The organism is Pediococcus parvulus, from assembly GCF_964063155.1.
Classification (GTDB): domain Bacteria; phylum Bacillota; class Bacilli; order Lactobacillales; family Lactobacillaceae; genus Pediococcus; species Pediococcus parvulus.
The window spans coordinates 921000-936992 of record NZ_OZ061292.1 but is presented as its reverse complement, the minus strand read 5'-3'; the positions used below and the strand labels follow the sequence as shown (position 1 = coordinate 936992).

General features: G+C 38.5%; 16 protein-coding genes. 3 read left to right on the top strand and 13 right to left on the bottom strand.

Features of this window, described 5'->3' with window-relative positions; translation table 11 throughout:
- Window positions 1-16: 16 nt before the first annotated feature.
- The 4 genes from AB3217_RS04590 to mraZ are packed head-to-tail and all read right to left on the bottom strand — an operon-like array spanning window position 17 to window position 3984.
- Window positions 17-2194 (bottom strand): penicillin-binding transpeptidase domain-containing protein, encoded by a 2178-nt coding sequence (locus AB3217_RS04590; protein ID WP_068805450.1) that lies wholly within the window; start codon window positions 2192-2194, stop codon window positions 17-19.
- Window positions 2191-2580: a cell division protein FtsL gene (gene ftsL, locus AB3217_RS04585; protein WP_057783941.1), complete on the bottom strand. Its 390-nt coding sequence runs from the start codon at window positions 2578-2580 to the stop codon at window positions 2191-2193. The genes AB3217_RS04590 and ftsL overlap by 4 nt, the downstream gene beginning before the upstream one ends.
- Window positions 2581-2593: 13 nt before the next feature.
- Complete coding sequence (rsmH, locus tag AB3217_RS04580; RefSeq protein WP_057783943.1) at window positions 2594-3541, bottom strand: 16S rRNA (cytosine(1402)-N(4))-methyltransferase RsmH; 948 nt, start codon at window positions 3539-3541, stop codon at window positions 2594-2596.
- An 11-nt stretch (window positions 3542-3552) separates the two neighbouring features.
- Window positions 3553-3984, bottom strand: a complete 432-nt coding sequence (gene mraZ / locus AB3217_RS04575) for a division/cell wall cluster transcriptional repressor MraZ (RefSeq protein ID WP_057783945.1) — start codon at window positions 3982-3984, stop codon at window positions 3553-3555.
- Between the two features lie 333 nt (window positions 3985-4317).
- On the opposite strand from mraZ, the gene AB3217_RS04570 reads away from it, so the two are divergent.
- Window positions 4318-4437 carry a DUF4044 domain-containing protein gene (locus AB3217_RS04570; protein ID WP_084254242.1) on the top strand — a complete coding sequence of 40 codons (120 nt, stop codon included), beginning with the start codon at window positions 4318-4320 and terminating at the stop codon, window positions 4435-4437.
- A 166-nt stretch (window positions 4438-4603) separates the two neighbouring features.
- Here the strand turns inward: AB3217_RS04570 and AB3217_RS04565 are convergent, their stop codons facing one another.
- The 5 genes from AB3217_RS04565 to AB3217_RS04545 all read right to left on the bottom strand — a co-directional run bounded on the left by AB3217_RS04565 (window position 4604) and on the right by AB3217_RS04545 (window position 10212).
- Window positions 4604-6925, bottom strand: coding sequence for a DNA translocase FtsK (locus tag AB3217_RS04565; RefSeq protein ID WP_367364961.1), 2322 nt, complete (start codon window positions 6923-6925; stop codon window positions 4604-4606).
- 44 nt (window positions 6926-6969) lie between these two features.
- Window positions 6970-7482, bottom strand: coding sequence for a tRNA (cytidine(34)-2'-O)-methyltransferase (locus AB3217_RS04560; RefSeq protein ID WP_367365725.1), 513 nt, complete (start codon window positions 7480-7482; stop codon window positions 6970-6972).
- A gap of 232 nt (window positions 7483-7714) precedes the next feature.
- Complete coding sequence (locus AB3217_RS04555; RefSeq protein ID WP_057784626.1) at window positions 7715-8560, bottom strand: methyltransferase domain-containing protein; 846 nt, start codon at window positions 8558-8560, stop codon at window positions 7715-7717.
- A 130-nt stretch (window positions 8561-8690) separates the two neighbouring features.
- A complete protein-coding gene (locus AB3217_RS04550) occupies window positions 8691-9761 on the bottom strand; it encodes an AI-2E family transporter (protein WP_367366119.1) in 1071 nt (356 codons plus the stop codon).
- Between the two features lie 94 nt (window positions 9762-9855).
- Window positions 9856-10212 carry a PTS glucitol/sorbitol transporter subunit IIA gene (locus tag AB3217_RS04545; RefSeq protein ID WP_057784624.1) on the bottom strand — a complete coding sequence of 119 codons (357 nt, stop codon included), beginning with the start codon at window positions 10210-10212 and terminating at the stop codon, window positions 9856-9858.
- Between the two features lie 140 nt (window positions 10213-10352).
- Between AB3217_RS04545 and AB3217_RS04540 the strand changes: the two genes are divergently transcribed.
- The gene (locus tag AB3217_RS04540) at window positions 10353-11378 is read left to right on the top strand and encodes a lactonase family protein (protein WP_057784623.1); all 1026 of its coding nucleotides are present in this window, start codon (window positions 10353-10355) and stop codon (window positions 11376-11378) included.
- 22 nt (window positions 11379-11400) lie between these two features.
- A complete protein-coding gene (locus AB3217_RS04535; protein ID WP_057784622.1) occupies window positions 11401-12042 on the top strand; it encodes a copper homeostasis protein CutC in 642 nt (213 codons plus the stop codon).
- A 63-nt stretch (window positions 12043-12105) separates the two neighbouring features.
- On the opposite strand, the gene mgtE is transcribed toward AB3217_RS04535, so the two are convergent.
- From mgtE to AB3217_RS04515, 4 genes are read right to left on the bottom strand one after another with little or no spacing between them, the layout of a single operon-like run.
- Window positions 12106-13458, bottom strand: coding sequence for a magnesium transporter (gene mgtE / locus AB3217_RS04530; RefSeq protein WP_057784621.1), 1353 nt, complete (start codon window positions 13456-13458; stop codon window positions 12106-12108).
- Window positions 13459-13476: 18 nt separating this feature from the next.
- Entirely contained in the window at window positions 13477-14382 is a 906-nt protein-coding gene (locus AB3217_RS04525) for an RluA family pseudouridine synthase (RefSeq protein WP_068805433.1), read from the bottom strand.
- Entirely contained in the window at window positions 14372-15178 is an 807-nt protein-coding gene (locus tag AB3217_RS04520; RefSeq protein WP_057784619.1) for an NAD kinase, read from the bottom strand. Before AB3217_RS04520 ends, AB3217_RS04525 begins: the two co-directional genes overlap by 11 nt.
- Before the next feature lie 5 nt (window positions 15179-15183).
- Entirely contained in the window at window positions 15184-15834 is a 651-nt protein-coding gene (locus tag AB3217_RS04515) for a GTP pyrophosphokinase family protein (protein WP_057784618.1), read from the bottom strand.
- Between the last annotated feature and the right edge of the window lie 159 nt (window positions 15835-15993).

Genomic DNA, 15993 nt, shown 5'->3' with positions numbered 1-15993 from the left:
TAAACTCCATTCTCTCTTACTTTTGCTTAAGTTTTACCGTCAAAGTTTGTCCGCTTTGAATAGTCGCACCGGCTTTTATCGATTGTGACTTGACAAAACCGGTTCCGGAAAAGTCTGCCTGTAAACCAACTAACTTAGTTAGCTTAAGCACATCGTTACGTGACCATCCCGACATGTTTGGCATCTGCATCTGACCACTTGTCACAAGAATAACGCGCTGACCGGCCAGCATTTCAGTATTGGCAGCTACTGATTGTCGAGTCACAGTATTACCCGTTCCCAAAACCGTGGCCGCGATGCTTTCTTTGCCAAGTTGTTTGGTAGCTGTATCAGCAGTTTCGCCAACCATATTTGCAATTTTTGCTTTTCCGGTTAATTGGTTCTTAGCCGTAGTTGAATTTTCTCCTAAGGCTTGTTTCATAACTGGACTGAAGATTTCATCCAAAAGCTGAGTTGCCGTTTTTGTAGCAGGCAACGTTGGCTGTTTCATTGTGATATACATGATGTACTTTGGATTACTTGCAGGAACCATGCCAACAACTGAATATAGATAACTATCATCTGTATTCAAGTATGTCCCATTTGATCCCACGACTTGAGCAGTTCCAGTCTTAGCCGCAACACGGTACCCAGATAGCTTAAAATCGGAGCCAATGCCATAACTCTTATAAACAACATCTTGCATCAATTTACGAACTTCTTTAGCTGTTGAACTACTAATTGGATGTGCCACAGTTTTCGTCTTCATTCGGTAAGTAACCTTGCCTGTGTTACTGTTAACTATTTTTTTGATATATTGTGGTTTTACCATTTTACCATTATTCGCAATTGCCGTGAATCCTTGTAGCATTTGCATCGTGGTGACATCTATTCCTTGACCAAAAGCAGTATCAGCCTGATCAATTGGGTAAGAGAACTGCATACTTCCCTTCGCTTCACCACTCAAGCCAGAATTTGTGCTTTGCAAGAATTTGAACTTTTTAATGTACTTCTTCCAAGTCTTTGCACCCATTTTACGTTCCAAATGGGCCATCGCAACGTTACTTGATCGGGCAAAGCCCTCTTCATAGGTAATTAATCCCCAACCTGAGGTTTGCCAATCTGGCACGACTTGACCATCTATTTTATAAGTTCCAGATTTATACTTTTCCTTAGCATTAAAATGGCCACTATCAATGGCCGCAGCAGCCGTAAATACCTTCATGGTCGATCCTGGCTCAAAAGTGTCTTGAACAATTGAATTGCTCCATGCTTTACTAATGCCACTTTTAGTTGTGGGATTAAATGTTGGCCGTTGTGATGTAGCTAAAATAGCACCGGTTTTGGCATTCATAATAGTTGCCGTCATAGACTTAGCATGGACCTGTGCTTGGACCTTTGTCATTTCAGACTCAAGTAAAGTTTGTAAACGGGTATCCAACGTTGTGTAAATGTTTTCGCCATCAACTGCAGCTTTCTTTTCTTGAGAGGAAGGCAACTGATATCCAAATTTATCCTTTTGAATGGATCGTTCCCCATCAGTTCCCGTTAATTTTTTGTTAAAGGCACTTTCAATACCCATAACACCTTTTAATTGGGTAATATCCGAACTCTTCTTCTGAACCGACGCCGTAATTCCAATCAAATTTGAAGCAAAAGTACCGTTTGGATAAAGTCGAGCTTCAGATTGAATAAAATTGATACCAGTCAGTTTATAAGATTCAATTTTTTCTTTCGTAGCTACCGAAATATTTTTTCCTGCCGTTCCAAATTCTACTTGAAACGAGTTCTTATTAGTTGGATTTAACGCTTTAAGGGCTTCTTTTTTTGAAATTGGTAAATATTTTGCCAAAATCTTAGCAGTTTTAGCCTTATTAGTGACATAGAGTGGCTTCTTATTGGCACCCACCTGGGATTTATTCAAAACTGCATAAATCGAGTATGTGCTAGTATCCTCCGCAATTGGCTGACCAGATGCGTCGAGGATGGATCCACGCTGTGCTTTGAGCACTTTATTATCTGTATATAAACGACGGGCCTGTGAACTCAAATTGATGTGTTCTACAGTCCCGCCAATTGCAATGTAGGAAAAACGTAGAATTAAGATCACGAAGAGGGCAATGGCTATGAAAAAAAGCCATTGACCGAACGCTCTTCGATTGTGGCTTGATTTGTTATTATCGTCCTTTTTTGAACGCTTTTCGTTATTGTTCATTTATTAACATTCCTTATATTTGAAGTTGTCAGGCTTAATCCATACTGTTTCGCAATTTTGTTTAAGCGAGTACGACTGGAAAGCTGGTTCACTTCCTGTTTCAAATTGCTGTTATCAGAAGTAACTTTCGTAACTTGCTCTTGCGAACTAGATAAATTATGTTCAGCGCTTGATAATGCAATTTTACCAGAAACTACAAAAATCATTAAGCCTGTCAAAATTATACCGCAGAATGTCATTAAAATTTTCTCGAATTTTGAAAATGGCAAAGACTTTGGAATGACGACAGCTTTTGCCTTATGTAGAGTCCCTTCTTTAAGATCCGGTATACTTCGTTTTACGGGTTTACTCGCCGGAAATGCTTCTGCTAAATTATTTTGTGCCATTATAAATCAGTCCCTATTTTATTTTTTCAATAACTCGGAGTCTTGCGCTATGAGCGCGATGATTATGTGCCAATTCGTCCTCACTAGGTAAAATGGGTTTTCGGGTAGCCAATTTAAAATGGGGTTCAAGCTCTTTGGGAATAACTGGCAAACCCTGAGGAAGTTCAGGTAAATTTGCTTGTTCTTTAAAAATATTTTTAACCAATCGATCCTCTAATGATTGAAATGTGATCACACTAATTCTTCCGCCAACCTTTAACAGATCCAAGGCCTGCTCTAAAGAAGTCTCCAAAACACCTAATTCATTGTTAACCGCAATTCGAATAGCTTGGAAAACCCGCTTTGCAGGATGTCCTCCTGTACGACGTGCAGCTGCCGGAATTGCTTTTTTTATAAGTTCAACTAGTTCGCCAGTTGTTTGAATTGGTGCAATTTCTCGTTGTCGTTCAATTTCACGAGCAACTTGTTTAGAATAGCGTTCTTCACCATATCGAAAGAAAATCTTCACTAATGATTCATATGACCATTGATTAACCACAATTTGAGCGGTTAATTCAGCAGATTGATCCATGCGCATATCAAGTGGTGCGTCGTGTTGATAACTGAAACCACGACTAGCGTCATCCAATTGGGGTGATGAAACTCCTAAATCATAGACAATGCCATCCACGTGTTGAACGCCATACTCTGCCAAATCTTTTGTAATATTTTTAAAATTATCTTCAATAAAAGTAACTTGATTACGATCTAAATAATCTTTCAAATGACTTTGATTATATTCAATCGCTGCAACATCCTGATCGAAAGCATACAAATGACCCTTTTGACTTAATTGGCTTAAAATCAACTGACTGTGACCCCCACCACCAAGTGTGCAATCCACATAAATACCATCTGGATTGAGATTTAATTCGTCAATTGCTTGGTTTAGTAAAACAGTTGTATGTTGAAACTCACTCATTTTTCTTACTCCTACAAGCCAAAATCAATTAAATTTTCAGCAATATCGTCAAAATTTTCTTCTGTATCTGCAGTTACTTCATTCCATTGGGCTTCATCCCAAATTTCAAATCGATTTGATACACCGACTAAAACACATTTCTTAGTAAGTTTTGCATGTTCACGTAATTGTTTCGGAATATTAATTCTGCCTTGCTTATCAAAATTACATTGTGTTGCATCTGCAAACAAAAAACGTACAAAAGCACGATTATTTCGTTTGTTCAACGGTAATTTTTTTAGATTATCTTGAATGTGTTGCCATTCTGCCAGCGGATAGCCAAACAAACAGCCATCTAAACCACGTGTGATAACAAAATCAGTTCCAAGATCTTCCCTAAACTTGGCAGGAACAATTAGTCGTCCCTTGGTATCAAGTGAATGTTGATATTCGCCCATGAACATACTAATTGCCCCTTTCCTCTCGATTACAAATTTAGTTTACCACTTTGTACCACTACCTACCACCAATTTCGAAAACTATTTTAAAATGCTTAATTTTTATTATATTTATGATAAAAAAGCGTTTTTATATTTATCAAAATATTCTTTGTAATTACTAGTATAACAGCATTCATAAATAAAAATAAACTTTGGTTGATGATTGGTGGGGATTTTTTTAAAATTTTAAAGTAAAACCAATCAAAAATGGTGATCTTTTGATATTTTTGAAAAAAATTTGAAAAGTTAAAATGAACACGTTAGAATAGTGAGTAACATTTCGGAAAGTGGTGCCTTATGAAAAAAAAGAAGAGTACATTTCAAAGAGTTACGATGATTGTGGTTTGGATTATGATTATTAGTATGGTTGGTTCAGTCGTTTTAACAGCTATATCTTCACTTGGATTATTAGGATAAAAAATGAGGAACACCATTTAATTGGTATTCCTCATTTTTTATTTTTCGCTAATCTCAGGACAGCTCGATAAAACGATAAGCCACAAAATATAGCGCCACACCTACCGCGGGAATTCTCCCGCCTTCGGTGCAACGCTATATTTTGTGGCTTATCGTTTTATCTCGCTCACTCTTTTTTATTAAACACCTGCCGTGGCTTGCTACCATCCTGCGGACCAATGACACCATTTGCCTCTAGCTGATCTATAATTCTTGCCGCTCGGTTATAACCAATTCTAAACCTCCGCTGCAACATCGAGGTACTTGCCTTTTGCATTTCCGTCACCAAAGCAACTGCCTCATCGTACAACTCGTCCTTTTCATTACTTGTTGACTGCTCATCCATCCTGGCTTCCTCGTCTGTCACAATCAACGCATCATCATACGAAACCTTCTGCTGTTTTTTCACAAATTCAACAACGGCCTTCACATCTTTATCCGACACAAATGCACCTTGGACCCGCTCAGGCTTGCTCTTTCCCATTGGATAATAAAGCATATCGCCACGCCCCAGCAGCTTTTCAGCGCCATTTGAATCAATAATCGTCCGAGAATCTGTGCCACTCGCAACAGCAAATGCAATTCTAGATGGAACATTTGCCTTAATCAGTCCAGTCACAACATCAACTGATGGCCTCTGAGTCGCAATAATCATATGGATTCCTGCCGCTCGTGCAAGTTGTGCTAATCGAATGATGGCATCTTCTACCGCATTTTGTGCCACCATCATCAAATCTGCTAATTCGTCAACCACAACCACAATGTATGGCAAATGTGGCCGATTTTTTCCATCTTTTTTATTTTCTTCGGAAATATATTGATTATAAGTCTTAATATTCTTTTGGCCACTCTCGGCAAACAGATCATAACGATGCTGCATTTCGGCCACCACCTTATGCAAGGCTCGTGCTGCTTTTTTCGGATCTGTCACAACGGGTGTCAATAAATGTGGAATATCCTTATAAATTCCCAACTCCACTTTTTTAGGATCAATCAAAATAAATTTCACTTGATCTGGTCGAGCATTCATCAAAAGACTTGTAATGATCACATTAATCATGACTGATTTACCACTACCAGTTGCTCCAGCAATTAACAAATGCTGCATACGAACCAAATCCGCCAAAACTAAATTTCCGGAGACATCACGACCAATTGGCACTTGCAGGATTGCGTCCGGGTGCGCCGGTTGAGATTCAATAATATCCCTGAAAGAAACCGTTGAAATCTCTGTATTAGGAACTTCGATTCCAATTAGTGATTTACCTGGAATTGGTGCCTCAATTCGAATGTCTTTAGCTGCTAGTGCCAATGCAATATCATCCGCCAACCCGACAATCTTGCTCACCTTAACACCAATATCTGGGTGTAACTCATATTCAGTAACCGAAGGACCCAAACTAACACTTTTAACCGTAGCCTTCACTCCAAAACTGGTTAAGGTTTGTTGCAAAATCTTTGTATTTTTTTGAATCGTTTTATATTCCTGACTTTGATCGGTCTTAGGAATTGTTGTCAAAAGTTCTGGACTGGGCAATTTATAATTGGGATTAGCTAATTCCTCAGTATTTTGAAAAGCTGTTTCGTCCTTAACTTCCGACACAGGTTCTTTTTTAGCCCTTGGTTGTTCATGCTCAGACGCAATGCGAATATCCGGTTGTTTGATTTCCTTAACAACAGGTGTTTGTTCTGCCATTAACTCTTTACCAGTCATCGTATTGCCCGTTCCGTGAGCCTTTGGTAATGATTTAGGGGTGTCACTAACTTGTTTTGATCTTTTTTCTCGATGGTTCCACCAACTTTGAATAGCTTCCCCACCATGCATTAAACCAGCTTTAAGAGTAACTACTGATTTCTTTACTGCCACAGCAATTGTTTGCAACACTTTATCCATTGGAATACCGAAGAAAATTGCAACACCCAGTATCACTAAGAGACCGCCTAGAAACAAACTACCAATTTCGGAAAAACAAAAATCAGTTATGGTATACAGGACGCTACCTATGATTCCACCACCAACCGGTTCACCAATTGAAGCGTATTTAAATGCGTCCTCTAAAGCATGCCATGTCGTCACAATGAAGTGATTATGCTGATTAGTTTGTTCAAAGAAACGAGTTGTCATAATCAGAATTACTCCCAGATAGGCCAGGCCAAGACCCGTCAAATAATGAACGTGTCCCTTCAATTTCGGTTCTTTGCCGGTAAATAATAGGATAAGTCCATAGAGTCCAAATACCACAATTAAAAATTGAAAAGTATCTCCCACAAATAACCGAAAAATATTGGTAACCAAAATGCCCACATAACCCAGAGAGAAATAGCCAATTAAAGATAGTAAAACAAAGACACCGCCTAAAAAATATTTAGACTCAAAAAAATTTTGCCACTTTTTTTTGCTTGATCGTCTTCTTTTTCGACGATTCGTTGATTTTTTCTTTGCAGCCACTAGTGATCCTCCTTTCTAGTAAATTTTAAGGCTAACTCAACGTTTTATTTGAGTTTATCATTTTCATACTGGTGAACCCGTTGTAAATTTGGAAACGACTGTTGTCGCAATGCTTCATAGATCACGATGGCAACACTATTGGACAAGTTTAAAGCACGGATATGGTCATCATCTTGCGGAATTCTAATGGCTTTTTCTGGATACTTAAGCATAAAAGGTTCAGGTAGTCCTGTCGTTTCTTTGCCAAACAAGAAATAATGATCTTGTTGACTATCGGAATAATCAACATCGGTATAATCATGATCTGCAAATTTAGAAACCAAATATAAATTATTTAAATCTGGTACTGATTCAATAAATTCTGGAAGATTTTCATGGTATACCAGATCAACATCTTTCCAATAATCTAATCCTGCGCGTTTCAGATGCTTATCATCTACTGAAAAACCAAGCGGTTTTATTAAGTGAAGCACAGAATCTGTCCCTGCACAGGTTCTGGCAATGTTACCAGTGTTTGAAGGCATTAATGGTTCAAAAAGCACAATATGATTTGTCATTTTTATCTCACTCTCATTAATTATTAGCTACTCAAAAGCTATCATACAGCTATGAATTTCTCTAAACAACAAAAAAAGCGTAGACACTCGGTGTAGGCACGGCGAGCTTCTACGTTAAATGAAGTACAACTTGCGGCTTGCCAACGATCTCTCGATGTCAAACAGCAACCGATTTCTTAAGTAAATATTAACACCAACAAATGGATAATGCAAACTCACAAATCCCTTTAACTTAGGCTGTGACTCCCTTTAGTAATGTCACATCCACTGTAATATGATCGAGTTTTGAATTTTTGGCCTTTTTAATTGTTTCTGGAGTAGCACCCCAATGTAAAGGTGTCATTTGAATCAAATCAGAAAGTAAATCCGCGTCAAATTCAAAAGTATAAGTGAGCCGTTTGCTTTGCGCATTAGGAAAGTGCTTTTCAAATAAGTCAACAACCTGATCATTTTGATAAACTGCATGTTGACTAGATTTATCATACAACAACTGGCGCAACTCACCTAAATAATTGGCATTTGGCACAATTTTCAAAACTTGACCACCAGGTCTTAACACGCGGTGAAATTCAGAATAGGCAGAGGGTGAAAAAAGATCCAGAATCGTCGTAAATTGCGCACGATTAAACGGTAAGTTTGCCAAATCAGCAATACAGAAAAACGCCTCACTATTCAGTTGGGTGGCTAAATTAATTCCCGCAGTTGAAATATCAAAACCAATTGCTGTTGCATTTTTAAGTAAGGACAAGGTTCTTTTTAATGGCGTTCCCTCCCCAGAACCAATGTCCAAAATCATTTCATTTTCTCCCATATACCGAGAAAATTCCTCGCAAATTGGATCAAATAAACCAGCAGTTAAAATGCGCCGTCGAGACGCCAACATTTCGGAATCATATTCACTGGTTACGGCATGATTAAGAAAATATAAAGTACCTTTTTTTGAAACATCAATGCTATGGCCATTTGGACAAATAATACTTCCAGATTCTACCCGTTCATATCCGCATTGACACACGGGACACTGAAACAAATCCAGATGCTGTTCGATAAATTGCAATCCTTTTTCTCTTTTTTTCAAAACGATTTCCTCTCAAATTCATGGTCTGGTTAAAATCTGCCCCTTAAATATACCACGCCTCGTGACCGAGGTCCGATCCGAATAAAAAGACTTAAACAAGTTTTTGGTCAAACCCGTTTAAGTCTACAAATTAAGTCTTTTCTTCATATCCACCATTTTGACGTTTATACCAGCGAAACAAATGCGTTAAAACAACTTTACCCACTGCATAGACGGGAATTCCAAAAATGACTCCTAAAACCCCAAACATCCGTCCAGAAGCTAGTAAAACGATTAAGATAGTGACTGGATGAATAGCCAAGTTGGTACCCAAAATCAACGGTGAAATCAACCGCCCCTCAATTGTTTGTTCAATGGCAAACACAATCAAGACTTTAACTAACATCCATGGAGAAATAAATGCTGCCAATACAATTGAGGGAACCATTGCAAGGAAGGATCCCAGGTACGGAATCAAATTCAAGACTCCTGCAGCAATTCCTAGCGTTAGCGCAAATCTTAGTCCAATGATCGCGTATCCCACGAAAAACATGACTGCAACACAAAACGCCACAATTAGCTGACCACGGATATAACCACTCAATTTTCCATTAATCTCATCAAGAAGCTCGATAAATCCTTTCCTCTTTTGGATGGGCAGAAAATGTGCTAAATATTTGGGTAATCGATGACCGTCTTTCAATAAATAAAATAAAATAAACGGCATTGTAATTAACCCAACGATAATTTTTGTAACCGAACTAATTACACCACTAACTGACGTAAAAGTGTGATTAGCAATCGAACTGGCCCATTTAGAAAACGAACTGGTAGTGGACTTAGTTAATTGATCAAATTCTTTTTGAAATTGTCCCATTCGTGGATCATTCAACCAAATTTCTAACTGATTAACCAAATGATTCCAATAGTCCGGCCAATTTTTTAGAAAGTCCGTTGCCTGATCGCGAACCACCGGAATTAACGCCACAACTCCCCAGACTAGAAGTAAAATGATAACCACAAACAACCCACTAATCGTCCAGACACGATTAATACGAAACTTTTTTTCCACCCAATCAATTAGTGGATTAAATAAATAAAACAGCACCCCAGCTAAAACAATTGGTAATCCCACAATATCAGCAAAATCACTTATCGGTTGGAAGAACCAAGTCACTTTAGAAAAAACCTGGATAATCAACAGCAACAGTAAAATAATCATGAGATTAACCACAATTTGATTATTTAAAACTAATTTGGTAAACCAAGTACGCCAATTATCTTTCGTTGTTTTCAAAAAAATCACCACGCGATCCTTAAGAGATATAGGTTATTTTGTCACCTACGGAAAATCCTGGGAACTTTTCCGGTGACAAATATATGGCACTTTCTAATGGTGTATCAGGTACAGGTTCAAAACAAAGGGTGGCATGCCCAACCCCTTGAAGATTAGCATTAACCAACTTCCCACAAAAAGTAACTTTGTAAGTATGATCACGAATCTTAATTTGTGATCCTCGTCTTAAATTGAGCTCTAAAGGCTGTTTTGCAAATTTTTGAATCACAGCCACATCCTTCAAATTGCTTGTCGCCTCTGGTCCAAATAAAATGACTAACGGATCGTTTTCCACAATCGCATTAGGTCCAATTTCAATAACTTCAGACGTAATCATATTTACCCTCTCCTCATAATCAATTGTTGCTTACATTGTAGCATAGTCCCAATCGTGATATAAAGAAAATGGAAGCGCACGCAGTCATTTTTCAAAATGTGCTATAATTTTGTATTAGAGCATATAAGGAGGCCTTTATTTTGAAAAAATCATTTTTCATCGGAACATATACAAAAAAATCAAGTCAAGGTGTCTATAAAATGACCCTCGATACAGAATCTAAATCACTTAAAGATTTGCAACTTGTTGCCAAACTTGGTAACCCAACCTACGTCGCAAAATCTAATCGTAATTTTCTTTACACAGTTGATCAAAAACAAACAGATGGTGGTTTGGCAGCTATTGATCTTAACCATGAACCTGCTGAAGTTGTGCAACATGCGGTTACCCCAGGAAATTCTCCTGCATACGTGTCGGTTGATGAGAAACGTCAACTTGTATACAGTTCCAATTACCATTTGGCTACTATAACCGTTTACAAGATCCAAGCGGATGGCACTTTGCAGCAAACTGATGTGGTCACTCATACCGGTAAAGGTCCTAAACCTGAACAAGCTGATGGCGCTCATGTCCATTTTAGCGACTTAACTCCGGATAATCGTTTAGTCGTTTGTGATTTGGGAACTGATGAAGTTTATACTTATGATGTTTCTGATGATGGTAAGCTATCAGAAATTGCTCGTTACAAAACAAAGGCGGGATTTGGCCCTCGGCACATTGTCTTCGCTCATCATGGTTCAAAAGCCTATTTAGCTGGTGAACTTGGCAGTGCAGTGGAAGTCTTAGACTACGATCAACAAACAGGTAAATTCAGTCACGTTCAAACAATCAGTACCATTCCAGCAACCTGGGACGCTCATAACGGTGCTGCAGCTATTAAAATTAGTTCTGATGACCATTTTGTCTATGTTTCAAATCGTGGTTATGACTCGTTAGCTGTTTTCAAAATTAGTTCTGATGGTTCCCTTTCCTTAATTCAAAACATTTCGGTCGAAGGTAGTTTTCCACGCGATTTTTCTTTAGACCCAAGTGAAAGCTTTGTGGTTTGTGTCAACCAAAATACTGACAATGCAACCCTCTTTTCACGATCAAAAGAAACTGGAAAACTTAGTCTATTAGAAAAAGATGTTGCGGTTCCAGAAGGCGTTTGCGTTTTATTTAACTAAAACCAATTCAAGGAGTTTAACAATGATCATTAAAGAAGTTGCTTTAGAAAATTTCACCAAAGTGCCATCTGCAATTCGATCTGGCGCCAACCGATTAGAACTATGCGACAACTTAGCAGTTGGTGGAACGACCGTCAGCAAGGGCGTTATGGCAGAAACTCAAAAGTATGCCAGTGAACACCATGTACCCGTAATGGCCATGATTCGTCCCCGCGGCGGTAACTTTATTTATACAGACACAGAACTCAAAATTATGGAAGCTGATGTGTTTCAGGCTCAAGAATTAGGTGTTGACGGTGTTGTTTTTGGTGCTTTAGACAAAGACGGCAGCCTAGACACCGATGCCTTAGAAATGTTAATTGCGGCAGCAGGTGGCATGCAGATTACCTTTCATATGGCTTTTGATGCGATCCCAGCGGATAAGCAATCAGCGGCCATTGATTGGCTTGCAGATGCCGGAATTGATCGAATTTTAACCCACGGTGGAGCATTAGACACGGCAATTACTGATAACTATACAAATTTAAAACAAACAATCAAGCAAGCTAATGGCCGCTTAATTATTCTTCCTGGTGGCGGAATTACAGCACAAAATGTAAGAGATGTCACACAAGAATTAAGCGTTAATGAAGCTCATGGTACACGCATCGTTGGCGTTCTTTAAAATTAAGCGAACTAAAAAAATGTGGACAATCCATTGAGAAATCGATGAACTGTCCACATTTTTTTAGTTAACAAACATTTGCAAAAAATATTGTGCAATATTGAAGTAAATTAATACACTGGTCAAATCACTAAGAGTCGAAATAAATGGTCCACTTGCGACAGCTGGATCCACACCCAGCTTTTCCATCCCAATTGGAATCAAACTTCCTGCTAGATTGGCAACAAAAATTGCGCTTGCCATTGCAGCTCCAACAACGCCACCCAACAAAAGATTCTGTTTCCAAAGACCAACCATTATCCAAACGCAAATGCCTGTGATCACACCAATGATAATACCAGTTGCAACTTCATTTAGAATTAGCCGCCAAATTTTCAAATGGTTATTAGTTGCTAACCGGCGCACAGCGACCGCTAAACTTTGAGTACCTGCATTTCCTGCCGTTCCAGTAATTAACGAAATGAAGATTGCCAAAACGCTCACTTCCGATAACAGTCCTTCAAAGTGATTGATTAAAGTTGCAGTCAACATCCCCAAAAACAAAAGTGTGATTAGCCATGGTAATCGTTTTAATGCGGTCTGGAACGGATTATGGGAGATACTCTCGGTATCCACACCAGCTAGACGAGAATAGTCTTCGGCAGATTCTTCATCAATAACATCAATAATATCATCAACCGTAATAATTCCGACCATTTTTTCGGCCGCATTGACAACTGGTATCGCTACAAAGTTATAATCACGAACTTGCTCAGCAATGGTCTCTTGGTCCTCGTTAACATCAACCGCCAAAACACGCGTGATCATAATATCAGCAATTTTTTCATCGTCTTGATGAGTTATTAAATCACGAACCGAGAGAACCCCCACTAGAATTCCTTGATCATCAATCACATAAATATAAGTAATCAGCTCAGCATCCTGAGCCTCCTGTTTAACTTGTTGCATTGCGCTACCGATTGTTTGCTGATCAGTAACGGCAATGTACTCAGTCGTCATCAATGATCCCGCAGTTTCATCTTCATAATGAATCAAATCACGAACCTGTTTTGCCTCATCACCACGTAGCAAATTTAAGTATTTACGTCGTTGAATTGGGCTCATTTCGGCTAAAATATCAACCACATTATCGGTATACATTTCGCCCAATAAACGTGCAACGTAAGGTAAAGGCATTTCTGCCAAATACTTACTAGCTTCAACGGGATCTTCTTCAGTATCATCAAAAACATTTGCCAATTCTTCAGGTGTTAAAAACGTATAAATTAACTTTCTTTGCATGACATCAAATTCGGCAAAAACTTGACTTTGTTCGTAGCCATGTAAACTCAAAAATAGTCTACGAAACTTTTTTCGACTCCGTTTATTTAAGGTAGCCTCTAAAGCCACTTTAATTTGTTCGAGTTCTTCCGTCATAATTCGTCCTCCTCGACACTATTGTCTACGAGATTCTTGTTCCAAATAGGCGACTACGTCCCTTGGCAATGGTGCTGAAACTGTAATTTGCCGATTTAAAAAGGGATTGAAAAATGAAACTGAGGCACAATGGAGCGCCTGACGTTGCATATAACCACTACAACTTCCACCATACAAAACATCCCCCACCAAAGGGTGATGCAGGGCAGAAAAGTGAACCCTAATCTGATGCGTTCTACCAGTATGTAACCTAACACGAAGCAGTGTCGCATCTCTCAATGATTTGGTTACCCAATATTCAGTTACCGAACGGCGCCCCGTTCCTAACATAGCAACCTGCCGACGAATAAACGACCCTTCTTCACGTGCAATTGGTAAATCAATGAGGCCATGTGTTTGCTGCATGTGGCCCTGTACAATCGCAATATAAATTTTTTTAATTTGATGCTTTTTGAGTTCTTTATCTAACACAGAATGTGCAAAATGATGTTTTGCAAAAATGACCAATCCAGAAGTATCTCGATCAAGCCGTGTCACTACATGAGTAACCAAGCTTTCATACTTTTGTCGTTTATAATAACCTTTTACACGATTTACCAAAGTGTCGTTGGCATATAGATGCGAAGGCACCGTCGCCAGATACGCTGGTTTATTAACCACCAAAAAATGATCATCCTCATAGCAAATCTCAATCGGCTCATTTGAAATTGAGACATGCTCATTTGAAATCTCTGGAGGAAGGAATAAAGTGAGCAAATCTCCATTGTCAACCTTTTCAATCACTCGGGCTGGTTTATGATTCAGTTCGATACTGCCGCCATGAAATTTAATTCCTTTTAACAAAGTCCGTGAAATGCCTTTTTGATATAAAAAAGTTCGGATCTTCTCCGGACTTTCTACGTTTACTTGCCAATTAAACTTCATTGCCATCTCCAATAAAAGCGTTTCGAACGCGACCCCAAAAATCAGTATGCCGGTATTTGGCGAAATTAATTTTTTGTTCTCCAATTCGGTATTTGATTTGTTCAATTGGTGCATCAAATATATTAACTTGATCAGCTGTGAAGTTAAAGTCCCCACCATGTGCCGGACGTAATGTAATCCATTCGTCAGGTGCTAAAATAATAGAAGCGCCTAAAGTTCTAAAAACGCGATTATTGATGGATGCAATTTCAGCCATTTGAAGCACTTCTAGTTGCGGATGAACAACTGCACCGCCCACTGACCTATTATAGGCCGTTGATCCAGTTGGTGTTGAAATACAAAGGCCGTCACCTCGAAAGCGTTCAAAAAAACGATCTTTAAAGTAAACATCTGCTACTAGCGTTGACGAAACTTTTTTGATTGTAGACTCATTGACCGCATGATAACGAATTGGTATTGTTTCACCAACCATAGTGACATCAATATCTAGGATTGGATAACCCACACATTCCCCGTTATCAGCTTTAATCGCCGAAATTAGGTCATCAAGCTCGTAGTCACGCCAATCAGTATAAAAGCCTAAATGCCCAGTATGAACACCAATAAAGCGAACATTTTCCAACTGAGTTTGATAGTACTGAAATGCGGATAACAACGTCCCGTCACCGCCTACAGTAACCACAATATCTGGTCGTTCACGATCAATAGGAATATGGTTTTTTTTTAATTTTTCAATTAGTTTATCTGCTACATCTTGTGCATTATTTGCTTGTTTACTATAAACAGCTACTTTCATTTTTATCAGTCCTTATGTGATCCATACATATTATGGTCTGAACGTTCACGAGAGAATAGTTTCTGTGCTTCCTGAATCTCTTCTCTAATTTCAGACATTTCTTCGTCTAACGAAAATGCTGCTTCTGATGCTCTTTGTAAACGATCACTCAATTCCTTGGGAAACTCTCCTTGATATTTATAATTCAAAGAATGTTCAATTGTTGCCCAAAAATTCATGGCTAAAGTTCTGATTTGAATTTCTGCTAAAATTTTCTTTTCCCCAGAAATCAATTGAACTGGATATTCCACCACAATATGGTATGAGCGATAACCACTTGGTTTTTCGTTATTGATATAATCGCGTTCTTCAATAATGGTCATGTCAGTCCTTTTTCGAAGTAAATCCACCACTTGATAGATATCTTCCACAAATTGACACATGACACGAACACCGGCAATATCCTGCATATCCTGTTCTAATCGATCTTCTCTAACCTGACGGCGCACCATTTTTTCTTTAATACTAGAAACTGGCTTAACACGTCCTGTTACAAATTCAATGGGACTTTGTTGGTCATCATTTTGAAATTGTTTGCGAATACCGCGTAATTTAATTTTCAGTTCATCAACGGTTTGTTTATATGGTAATAAGAACTGTTCCCAATTATCAATCACGTATCTTGCCTCACTTTTTAAAACACTACTATTAATTTTAGCATAAAAGTCATTGTTAATCTGCTCAAACGCTGTTCTTCATTTCTAATCTATTATTAAGGGCAGATTTCTTTACCTTTCCAGTTAAAATGCGCTAAGATACAGCTGAATTTAGATTAC

Coding starts and splice junctions, on each gene's coding strand:
- AB3217_RS04590 (WP_068805450.1), bottom strand. CDS start 2,194: ATGAACAATAACGAAAAGCGTTCAAAAAAGGACGATAATAACAAATCA.
- ftsL (WP_057783941.1), bottom strand. CDS start 2,580: ATGGCACAAAATAATTTAGCAGAAGCATTTCCGGCGAGTAAACCCGTA.
- rsmH (WP_057783943.1), bottom strand. CDS start 3,541: ATGAGTGAGTTTCAACATACAACTGTTTTACTAAACCAAGCAATTGAC.
- mraZ (WP_057783945.1), bottom strand. CDS start 3,984: ATGTTCATGGGCGAATATCAACATTCACTTGATACCAAGGGACGACTA.
- AB3217_RS04570 (WP_084254242.1), top strand. CDS start 4,318: ATGAAAAAAAAGAAGAGTACATTTCAAAGAGTTACGATGATTGTGGTT.
- AB3217_RS04560 (WP_367365725.1), bottom strand. CDS start 7,482: ATGACAAATCATATTGTGCTTTTTGAACCATTAATGCCTTCAAACACT.
- AB3217_RS04550 (WP_367366119.1), bottom strand. CDS start 9,761: ATGATTATTTTACTGTTGCTGTTGATTATCCAGGTTTTTTCTAAAGTG.
- AB3217_RS04545 (WP_057784624.1), bottom strand. CDS start 10,212: ATGATTACGTCTGAAGTTATTGAAATTGGACCTAATGCGATTGTGGAA.
- AB3217_RS04535 (WP_057784622.1), top strand. CDS start 11,401: ATGATCATTAAAGAAGTTGCTTTAGAAAATTTCACCAAAGTGCCATCT.
- mgtE (WP_057784621.1), bottom strand. CDS start 13,458: ATGACGGAAGAACTCGAACAAATTAAAGTGGCTTTAGAGGCTACCTTA.
- AB3217_RS04525 (WP_068805433.1), bottom strand. CDS start 14,382: ATGAAGTTTAATTGGCAAGTAAACGTAGAAAGTCCGGAGAAGATCCGA.
- AB3217_RS04520 (WP_057784619.1), bottom strand. CDS start 15,178: ATGAAAGTAGCTGTTTATAGTAAACAAGCAAATAATGCACAAGATGTA.